This is a genomic window from Yersinia nurmii (assembly GCF_001112925.1).
Classification (GTDB): domain Bacteria; phylum Pseudomonadota; class Gammaproteobacteria; order Enterobacterales; family Enterobacteriaceae; genus Yersinia; species Yersinia nurmii.
This window is the reverse complement of the sequence record NZ_CPYD01000007.1, coordinates 203,641-214,082: the sequence shown is the minus strand read 5'-3', so window position 1 is coordinate 214,082 and position 10,442 is coordinate 203,641. Positions and strand designations below refer to the sequence as shown.

Below are 10,442 nucleotides of genomic sequence, written 5' to 3'. Positions count from 1 at the left end.
GACGCCGGAAGAATATCGGCTGATGGCTGAGAAACCGGAAATCTCAAAAAGTGTGTGGAACTAAAGCTGGGATACTTACACTGTCATAACAGCCAAAGATGAAATACGTCCCCAAGTCTCCAGATCTTTACCAATACCCTCACGGTGGAGGCGGGTCAGCAAAAGCTTTACTATTTCAAAATGACTATGGTAAGCGTAATACAGGCACCTTTCGGCGGTTCGCCAAAGCCCATTAGTGTCATGCATGGCTAAATGGAACAGCTCCCAACCTAGATCGAAAGATTTGCTTTGCAAATATGGTAACCGACGCAGAATCAAGGCTCGAATCGCAGGATGTTCGTCGTTGGCAAAGCGGCGCAACGTAGGTGTAAGCAATCTAGGGAATTCATGTCCTTGCTCAAGGAAATTACTAGCCAAGATCATCAAGGCTTCAGCAATATTCCCCTTCTCCATATTAATGCCTTTTGAAATCAAATCGACTGAATCCCCCTCAATTTGATCAAATTTATCAAGTCCTGCAAAACCTATAGCTAAAAATATTAGTCGCTCTGCCGCTTTTGGGTCCTGTATGACATTGGCGCAGGCTTCAATCGCTTTTGCTGAAGAGTAGTTGCATCGCCATTGCATCGGATGTCTTTCCAGTTCATCGAGAATCTGATTTACAAGGATCGGAGCATTGGGCTCCTCCAGCGGTTCCCATTTTGCGTTGGTATTTAAGTTGCCATAACGATGGGCCATAAAAGTAGCGACTCCATTCATAATATCATCGCGAAATTTTGTAGAAATAGTTGCCCAAGAATCAGATAAAAAATTTATGAATCGGGCAGATTGACGGGAGGAAGCTTCGCGTAATTGCCAGCCAACCTCTCTTTCTCCACCAATAAGAAAGTCATCCCAGTCCCGTTGAGTATGGCCATCATAATGTGATAATAGTTGTAATACTCCGCTATTGCTGATGCTAAGAAAAACCTCAGATGAGAATGGGGCACTAACAGTACCACCTTGTGAGTGGATGTTAGGTTGACGGATTAATACCCCAGCTTTTCTTTCATATTCATCTACTAGTACTTGTAGTTCGGGTAAACGAAGATTGCTAGGAATTGGTACGATCAATTCTGCTTGCGCCTTTAATCTCCACAAGGGGTGCTCATTAAAAATATATTCATCGTGGACTGTCAAAATAGCCGCTGCCACTGCATCTTGTGCAGGGGCAGAGAGCAAGTTGAATGCTGATTGAATTAGCCCACCTAATTCATAAGTAAGTTCAGACTCAAGCATTTCTCGGTCGCACAACATGGAGCCTACTGCATCGATATTGGTTTCAGGAAATTTAGTACAAGCAATTATGCCAAAGTAGAACAATGCGCCTTCATTGCTAAAACAAATGCGTTCACGGTTTTTTTGCCACCAGTCTGAGTTTGTTTTGGCATGCTGGAGGATGCTAACCTCTATTGCGTCAAGTAGTATGTTCATACTGTCAGCATGTTTCATATCCCTATGGCTATGTGTATCTTCGAAAGAGGTTTCGCCCAAAAAGCCATGCCGGTAACCTTTGCGGGCATCTCCAAAACGTGATGCCTGAACAAGGCTCCAATGTTCTATTGATTCTAAAGCATGATCTAGTAATACACTGGATTGCAGCATACGTTGCTGGAGAAAATTATCATTTCGGTTCCCGAACTCATGGGCTTGACACCGCAGCTTGTTAGCGAATGTGTACTGTTGTAAATCATCTTCACTCACGTCATCTGTTATATAACGCCACAGCAAAGTATCATTAATGACTCCACCCATCACACAGTTAGCAATAATCTGACCAAGAAAACTGTGCTCCGATTGCGGTAAAGTAAGCAGCCGTTCAAGTAATAGAGCGGCAATGCTGACATTTTTTGACTTAATTTGTGACATGTGCATAGCCAATTGACCTGCAATTTTATTGCCATCAAACCAATCAAGATCAAGTGCTTCAATCCAAAATGAAACCACTCCAGCAGTATCAACATTATTCCATTGAACAATACGATGAACATGCATCTCTATGCCTTCTACATCCTGGACCATTTTTAAATAAGGAATCAGGAAGTTAATCCAGAAATAATGCCATTCAATAGAACTGCCTGCGGTATAAATCACCTGAAAAACATCACGGTTTTTTTCGCGCAAATCGCGTATTAATAACCAGTCTTCATTCTGCGGATTTTGTTCTGCAAATGATTCTGCTACCAGACGTCTGATGTGAAATGCTGAGTTACCAGTTAACACTGCTCTGAGTTGTTTTCTGAATTCACGGCGCTCGCCTTGTGCCAATTGAGAGATAAAACTGCGGATGCTGGGACGTACAAACGGAACGGGTGGTAAGGCATTTATGAACTCACTCAATGTAGCACCATTCCGTATGGCTTGGCTTATTACAAGTACGTCCAACAAAGTTTGATGACCAAATGTTAGCTTACCATCCTGAGTCTTCTGCAATACATTTAAACTGAATAGTTTCCTCTGAATATCCTGAGACGCAGGAAAGCGCTGATTTGGAACTACCAAACTTCTCGAGTTCAACATTTCAGAAGCAATAGTTTCAATTGCTTGTATCGCAATATCTCCTAATTCACTTTCGGCAAGCACAATAGTATTTAGATAGCGTTGCGCCAATGCCTGACTGGTCACCACATTGAAACTGCCATCTCGCAGGGCTAGCTCGACGAATAATGCCAGCTCACGCGGATTGCGTATCAGCTCGCGAGTTGCAGTATCAATATTAGTAGTCGCAATTCCCAGTGAATAGAGTAATGGTGCAATCTCAGCGTCCCAGTCAAGTCAAGTAACTGACACTTTAATTCACAATCCCAATGCCGTTCAGCAATCTGTCTGTCGTAATGTCTATCGAAATCGCGGCAAGCGGTAACAACAGTGATATTAGGGATCAATAACACACGATCGTTCTGCGCAAGAAAATACTTTAGTACACGGTGTTCGCGGGCGATGGACAATACATCCAAAGAATCAATAACGATTATCACATGGGCGTTTTCAGCTAGTCTTGCAGATTCCTCCACCCACTGTGGTGACAAACCCTGAGCCTGACGATCTTCTAGTGTAGCTAGGTCAGCGAACTCACGTGACTGAATAAAGAGAGGGATAATGTCCGAATGATTTTTTACTCGTTCTTCTAAAGCCTCCTGCAATTCAAGCAATACACAGGTTTTTCCTGAGCCCGGGAGTCCTGTAAGCAGGATAGAGCTTTTTCGCGCATCAATAGCAACAAGTAGTTCATCCAAGACTGGATTGGCTATACGCAGTCCACCAATATCTCGTCGCCACGACCTACCAATAGCAGAGGTGCTGGCAAAAGAATGATGCAACTTTGTAAGATCCATTTGCGGAACAAGAGTTGCTCCGGACTGCTGAACAATGGTTCGAAGGTCCTCTTTTGTCAAACGATGTTGTACAGCAGTAGATAAACCACCATCTCCCATACGCGCACCAAGTTTATCCAGACTTACCCAGAGTGCATTAAAGCAGCGGCAGGGTTGCTTACCATGTGTCGTAAACGTATCCGTAACTGCTGTTCCATCTGATCCAGATCGTCGCTGGTCACAAAATTGGTTCGATGCAGGAATTCAAACGTTGAAAGACTAAGTGCAGTTTTCGCCAATTGTATCGACAGGATTTTATCCAGTATCTGTTGTGCTTTTCCTAAACTTTGTAGGTAACTACTTTCGTCTGGTTGAGATGAACTGTGCTCTTTAAGTTTTGCAAGGTCGCCAAAGTTATTTCTCGAATAGAAGCGTACATTAACTTTCGGATTATTAGCCAGCAGAAGGAAGGCTTTGTCCAGCTCATCGCCAAGATCAGCTATCGTCCAGGCTTTGAAATCGGTTTGATTTTTTTGCACTGACAGGCGATCAAAGCTCCGTCAACTTTACCGACAACGACATCATCAACGGAGTAGTTTATTGAGTCGACCTCAATCCATTGAAAGTCCTGCTCGGACAATACTGTCAATGCCCAATCAAACGCAACCAGAATCTGATACCCATCGCCACGATTGGAGCGTATACCTGCAATACTCATCACTAACTCCCTTCCGGAGGGTATTCTTTCCTCCTCATCCAAACGCATTAGCATCGCCAAAAGTTTTGGACATGATATTCGTCCTTCTGCAACTACACCAGAGCGTAAAATATGCCCTCTTTAAATAGTTCCAATGCGGAACCCTCGAATTCCTAGGATTAATTCATATTGAATACTTACCTACTTTGAGTGCCTTATGACCTGTCCACTAGGAAAAGGATGGCTTCGACCAATAGCTTCCATCATCTTCGCAATTGATCCTATCCGCGTAATGTGGACAGCGTCTAAGGGAGATAGAGTGCCTAATTACGGCATAACGCATTTCTTTCTATCTCCACTTATAGCGATAAAATTAGCTTCGTTAGGACGCAGGTTTTTATGCAAAGTATTTAACGTTCTGGTTAATCATTTCTACATGGCACTTAGCCATAAAGATGGCTAAGTGCCATTACCCTACTATGAAACATCCTTTAGCTTGGGTTTGGTAATAGTATCGATAAAATCCCCATACCACTGCAACATCTCCCTACGCTGCTCCAGATACTGCGCATGGTTATATGTGCCACGAATAGTGTTCTTATCCACATGCGCAAGCTGTAGCTCGATCCATGCCGTGTTATAACCTTTTTCATGCAGGATGGTACTCATCGTGTGCCGGAAGCCGTGTCCTGTAGCCTTCCCATGATACCCAATCCTTTTCAATACCTGATTGATACTCGCTTCGCTCATTGGTTTGGTGATGTCGTTGCGCCCAGGAAAAACCAGGTTATAACGGCCCGTAATTGCCTGGATCTCTCGTAGTGCAGCCACAACTTGATCAGATAGTGGAACAAGGTGAGGGCGGCGCATCTTCATCCTTTCTACCGGCACTTCCCAAACCCGCTTGGCGAAATCAAATTCTTTCCATTCAGCCATGCGGAGTTCAATAGTACGAACGCCTGTTAGCATCAGAATCTTTGTTGCTAGCCGAGTTATTGGGTTCCCCGAATAAGCGGCGAGAGCTTCTAAGAAAGCAGGAAGTTCATCCGCTAACAGATGAGGGTAGTGCACAGATTTTGGCGGGGTTAACGCACTTGCCAGCTCTGAGGCAGGGTTAGTTTCAGCCCGACCGGTGACGATAGCATAGCGGAATACCTGATTGCAGGCCTGGCGAATTTTACGCAGCTTATCGAGCACACCCCGCTTTTCGAGTTTACGCAGTGAGCTGAGCACTTCGAGCGGTTTGATCTCAGCAATGGGACGCTTACCAATATCAGGAAATATATCGTTCTCGAATGCTTCCATCAGAACTTCAGCATAGCCTTTCGACCAGTTAGGCCGTTTGTACTCATGCCATTCCAGTGCGATAGCCTTGAAGGTGTCTTCGACATTGGCCTTTTGAGCCAGTTTTTCTGCTTTCTTTTCCTCTCCAGGGTCACCGCCTAAAGCGATGATCTTCCGTGCTTCCTCTCGCTTCAAGCGAGCATCAGCCAAAGAAATATCAGGATAAACACCGATAGAAAGCTTTTTCTCTTTCCCCAAAAAAACGATACTTCAAGCGCCAGTATCTCGCCCCATTAGGCTTCACCAACAGATACAGACCACCACCATCGGTGAGCTTGTATTCTTTTTCTTTGAGTTTTGCAGTATCAATCTGTCGTGCATTTAGTGGCATGAAGGGGCCCCTAATTTCCATTGAACGAGATGAGCCCCCGCAAAGGCCCCCAGATACCACTTGATTTGGGTATAACTGAGTTGACCTCGGTAGAGTTCGTGACAGAAAAATTCAGTAATTTAAGAGAATATAAAGGATAAAAAGCGAATTCAGTAGAGGTGTGTTGACTTCGAAATGGTACGCCCTACAGGGCTCGAACCTGTGACCTACGGCTTAGAAGGCCGTTGCTCTATCCAACTGAGCTAAGGGCGCATTGTTGATTTTCCACAGAATAACTTGCTGCGGATGGTCAGTTGCGGAGTTGGATTATACGGGCAGACACCCGTGAGTCAATGGGTTTTCGCCTTACAACCACTCACCTGTACATTTATTCGTTATTCTACGCCTGACAGCACGCCCCGCTTCTGACAAAATAGAGGAATTCCCGCTTTTTTAATTGATGGACTCCTCCACTGATGTCAGCAAAAATTATTGACGGTAAAACGATTGCGCAGCAAGTTAGGACTGAAGTTGCTGCACTGGTTCAACAGCGTTTGGCGGCAGGTAAACGCGCCCCCGGCCTTGCGGTAGTGTTGGTTGGTGAAAACCCAGCCTCACAGATTTATGTCGGCAGTAAGCGCAAAGCCTGTGAGGAAGTGGGATTCCTTTCTCGTTCATACGATATGCCCGCCAGCACTTCAGAAGCCGAACTGCTGGCTTTAATTGATACGCTGAACCAAGATCCAAAGATTGACGGCATTTTGGTTCAATTGCCGTTACCTGCCGGTATCGACAACGTAAAAGTACTGGAACGCATTAATCCTGATAAGGACGTGGATGGATTCCATCCTTATAACGTAGGCCGCCTATGCCAGCGTGCGCCAAAACTGCGCCCTTGTACGCCACGCGGTATCGTTACTCTGCTTGAGCGTAGCGGCATCAACACTTACGGTCTGAATGCCGTTGTGGTGGGCGCATCCAATATCGTCGGTCGTCCTATGAGCCTTGAGCTACTGCTGGCCGGCTGTACCACTACCGTCACTCACCGCTTTACTCAGGATCTGCGCTCACACGTCGAACGTGCCGATTTGCTGGTTGTTGCGGTCGGTAAACCGGGCTTTATTCCGGGTGACTGGATTAAACCAGGGGCGATCGTCATTGATGTCGGTATCAACCGTCTGGAAAGTGGTAAAGTAGTGGGTGACGTAGAGTTTGATGTTGCCGTTGAACGCGCTGGCTGGATCACTCCGGTTCCCGGCGGTGTCGGGCCAATGACCGTAGCAACTCTGATTCAAAATACCTTGCAAGCCTGCGAGGAATATCACGACATCAACACAAATTGATTTAAAGGATAGTAATGGAAATCTTTCAGTTGGAAAATCACCCTCATGTTGAACTGTGCGATCTGTTGAAGTTTCAAGGGTGGAGCGACAGTGGCGCATCAGCAAAAATGGTGATTGCCGATGGTCTGGTCAAAGTTGACGGAAAAGTAGAAACGCGTAAGCGCTGCAAAATTCTGGCAGACCAAATCGTGGAGTTTCAGGGGATGACCGTACAGGTTAAAGCCTAAGCTTCATAAAGAACATTGCGGTTACTGATAGCTATCAGCACCGCAATGTTTTCTTTGATATTTTTATTACCGCGACTCAAGGTTATTCCGCAAGATTCCACATCTTAAAAGATGGGAACCCTCCGTTTACATCAAATCAAAACCACTTATCTGCTACTTACGACGCCAACTGGTGCCCTGCGGCCCATCTTCCAGCACGATGCCCATTTCGTTGAGCTGATCGCGAGCTGAATCTGCCATTGCCCAGTCTTTACTGGCGCGAGCATCGTTCCGCTGTTTAATCAGCGCTTCAATTTTGGTCACTTCATCATCATTACTCTGCGCGCCACTTTGCAGAAATTGCTCCGGTTCTTGCTCCAATAATCCGAGAACATGTGCAAGTTTGCGCAGTTCTGCCGCCAGACCGTTGGCCGCTGCCATATCCTCCGCTTTCAGACGATTGACTTCACGAGCCATATCAAACAGAACGGAATAAGCTTCAGGCGTATTGAAATCATCGTCCATTGCTTCACAGAAACGGGTTTCAAACTCAGAACCGCCGGCTGGCATGGCGCTAGCATCGGTACCACGCAGAGCGGTGTACAAACGCTCTAGAGAGGCACGAGCCTGTTTCAGGTTCTCTTCGCTGTAGTTCAACTGGCTACGATAGTGACCAGACATCAGGAAATAGCGTACGGTTTCCGCATCGTAATACGCCAAAACATCGCGAATAGTGAAGAAGTTGTTCAGCGATTTCGACATTTTTTCTTTGTCGATCATCACCATACCGGAATGCATCCAGTAGTTGACGTAAGGGCCATCATGGGCGCAGGTGGACTGAGCAATTTCATTTTCATGGTGCGGGAACATCAAATCAGAACCGCCGCCGTGAATATCAAAATGCGCGCCCAACTGCTTACCGTTCATCGCGGAACATTCAATGTGCCAGCCCGGACGCCCCGGCCCCCAAGGTGATTCCCAGCTTGGTTCACCCGGCTTGGACATTTTCCACAGCACGAAATCCATTGGATTACGTTTCACATCGGCAATTTCGACCCGTGCGCCAGCCTGAAGCTGTTCCAAATCCTGACGAGACAATAAACCGTAATCCGGATCGCTATCTACCGCGAACATCACATCACCGTTTGACGCGACGTAGGCATGGTCGCGCTCGATCAGGCGCTGCGCCAGTTCAATGATTTCAGTGATATGGTGAGTGGCACGCGGCTCCAGATCCGGGCGCTCAAGATTCAGCGCATCAAAATCTTTATGCATTTCAGCTAACATGCGGGAAGTCAGCTGATCGCAGGTTTCATTATTTTCTGCCGCGCGTTTAATGATTTTGTCATCAACGTCGGTGACATTGCGGACATAAGTCAGGGAATAGCCCAAATAACGCAGATAACGCGCAACAACATCGAAGGCAACAAAAGTACGACCATGCCCAATGTGACACAGGTCATAGATGGTGATCCCGCACACGTACATGCCAACTTTCCCGGCATGGATAGGCTTGAATTCCTCTTTTTGGCGACTCAGTGTATTAAAAATCTTTAGCATCGGGACATTCCGTGGTTTTTTGCTAGGCGCGTACGCGTGAATATAAACAGGATATTACCAAAAATGGGCGCTTAAATAACCCAAGGATATATTGAAACGCGATCCTTATTGCATTGCAAGGTCAGCCATCGGTAAAACCTACTGAATAACGCAATTTTAAGCGGTTTTACGATTAAAGGTGATGATAAAAAGCGCGGATGAAAGGGGCGAATTTATTCGGTTGTAAAGCGCTTTATTAATCAGCCACATTACCCCACTCATGCTTTCCGCCTCTCCTTGCCAGAACGCGGTGGAAAGGCGCGAATACTGACTCAATCCGGCAGATGTGTTATAAGAGCCGTCTAAAGAGTAGCGACTCACTTTGTGATTCCACATATTACACTAGCAGGAATATTATTATGGTTACTTTTCATACTAATCACGGCGATATCGTCATCAACACTTTCGCTGACAAAGCGCCGGCTACCGTTGAAAACTTCCTGAATTACTGCCGTAAAGGTTTCTACGACAACACTATTTTCCACCGTGTTATCGATGGTTTCATGATTCAGGGCGGCGGTTTTGAGCCAGGCATGAACCAGAAAGAAACGGGTGCGCAAATTAAGAATGAAGCGAACAACGGACTGAAAAACACCCGTGGTACTTTGGCAATGGCGCGTACTAACGATCCGCACTCTGCTACCGCTCAGTTCTTCATTAACGTAGCTGACAACGACTTCCTGAACTTCCGTTCAGAGCGCGCTGACGGCTGGGGCTACTGTGTATTCGCTGAAGTGGTCGAAGGTATGGACGTTGTTGATAAAATCAAAAGCGTTGCAACTGGCCGTAGCGGCATGCATCAGGACGTTCCAAAAGAAGATGTGATCATCAAAAGCGTTACCGTTAGCGAGTAATTGCGACGGAATGCGCACGCTTTTTATAGCAGATCTGCATCTTAGCGTTCAGGAACCGGCAATTACTGCCGGTTTTCTGCGTTTTTTACAGCGCGAAGCCATTCACGCCGACGCTTTATATATCCTCGGCGATCTATTTGAAGCGTGGATTGGTGATGACGATCCGCAGCCGCTGTATCGTCAGGTCGCCAGCGCCCTGAAAGACCTGCACCATCGGGGAATTCCCTGCTACTTTATTCACGGTAACCGTGATTTTTTAGTTGGAAAACGTTTTGCTGCCGAAAGCGGTATGACACTGCTACCAGAAGAACAAACTCTCGATCTATATGGCCGCAAGATTTTAATCTTGCATGGCGATACGTTATGCACAGACGATGCGGATTATCAGCATTTTCGTCGCCGGGTTCACAATCCCATTATCCAATGGTTATTCCTGTCCTTACCCCTTTCTTGGCGTTTACGCATTGCCGCGTCCATGCGGAAAAGCAGCCAACAGAATAATAAAGGCAAATCCGAAGCCATCATGGATGTGAATAACGCAGCGGTGATTGAGGCTTTCCAACGCAATGGCGTAGAGTGGATGATTCACGGTCATACACATCGTCCAGCAATTCATCCCCTTAAATTGGCAGATAAAACCGTGCATCGCGCCGTATTGGGTGCCTGGCATGTGGAAGGGTCGATGATTTGCGTCACCCCTGAAGCCATCGAGCTGATCGAATTCCCATTTTAACCC

At 46.2% G+C, this 10,442-nt stretch carries 9 protein-coding genes, 1 tRNA gene and 1 pseudogene; 4 read left to right on the top strand and 7 right to left on the bottom strand.

All coding sequences use genetic code 11. From position 1 onward, the window contains the following. Positions 1-75: 75 nt before the first annotated feature. From AD970_RS20155 to AD970_RS10985, 6 genes and pseudogenes are all read right to left on the bottom strand, one after another. On the bottom strand, positions 76-2,667 hold the full coding sequence (locus AD970_RS20155) for a hypothetical protein (protein ID WP_049598690.1): 2,592 nt from the start codon (positions 2,665-2,667) through the stop codon (positions 76-78). A 62-nt stretch (positions 2,668-2,729) separates the two neighbouring features. Continuing rightward, complete coding sequence (locus tag AD970_RS20150; RefSeq protein ID WP_049598688.1) at positions 2,730-3,473, bottom strand: AAA family ATPase; 744 nt, start codon at positions 3,471-3,473, stop codon at positions 2,730-2,732. 23 nt (positions 3,474-3,496) lie between these two features. Next, the gene (locus tag AD970_RS20145) at positions 3,497-3,892 is read right to left on the bottom strand and encodes a hypothetical protein (RefSeq protein ID WP_049598686.1); all 396 of its coding nucleotides are present in this window, start codon (positions 3,890-3,892) and stop codon (positions 3,497-3,499) included. After that, a complete protein-coding gene (locus tag AD970_RS20140; RefSeq protein ID WP_049598725.1) occupies positions 3,853-4,071 on the bottom strand; it encodes a hypothetical protein in 219 nt (72 codons plus the stop codon). Before AD970_RS20140 ends, AD970_RS20145 begins: the two co-directional genes overlap by 40 nt. Before the next feature lie 456 nt (positions 4,072-4,527). Then, positions 4,528-5,725, bottom strand: a pseudogene (locus AD970_RS10990) (tyrosine-type recombinase/integrase). A 175-nt stretch (positions 5,726-5,900) separates the two neighbouring features. Next, a tRNA-Arg gene (locus tag AD970_RS10985) sits at positions 5,901-5,977 on the bottom strand. 203 nt (positions 5,978-6,180) lie between these two features. Here AD970_RS10985 and folD point away from each other — a divergent pair. Next, positions 6,181-7,047, top strand: a complete 867-nt coding sequence (folD, locus tag AD970_RS10980; RefSeq protein WP_049598684.1) for a bifunctional methylenetetrahydrofolate dehydrogenase/methenyltetrahydrofolate cyclohydrolase FolD — start codon at positions 6,181-6,183, stop codon at positions 7,045-7,047. A 14-nt stretch (positions 7,048-7,061) separates the two neighbouring features. Further along, on the top strand, positions 7,062-7,274 hold the full coding sequence (gene ybcJ / locus AD970_RS10975; RefSeq protein ID WP_049598680.1) for a ribosome-associated protein YbcJ: 213 nt from the start codon (positions 7,062-7,064) through the stop codon (positions 7,272-7,274). A 153-nt stretch (positions 7,275-7,427) separates the two neighbouring features. Here the strand turns inward: ybcJ and cysS are convergent, their stop codons facing one another. Then, a complete protein-coding gene (gene cysS / locus AD970_RS10970; RefSeq protein WP_049598678.1) occupies positions 7,428-8,813 on the bottom strand; it encodes a cysteine--tRNA ligase in 1,386 nt (461 codons plus the stop codon). Positions 8,814-9,211: 398 nt separating this feature from the next. Here cysS and ppiB point away from each other — a divergent pair, with 398 nt between their 5' ends. Further along, the gene (gene ppiB, locus AD970_RS10965; protein WP_049598676.1) at positions 9,212-9,706 is read left to right on the top strand and encodes a peptidylprolyl isomerase B; all 495 of its coding nucleotides are present in this window, start codon (positions 9,212-9,214) and stop codon (positions 9,704-9,706) included. Positions 9,707-9,716: 10 nt separating this feature from the next. Beyond that, positions 9,717-10,439, top strand: coding sequence for a UDP-2,3-diacylglucosamine diphosphatase (locus AD970_RS10960; RefSeq protein ID WP_049598674.1), 723 nt, complete (start codon positions 9,717-9,719; stop codon positions 10,437-10,439). Positions 10,440-10,442 lie beyond the last annotated feature (3 nt).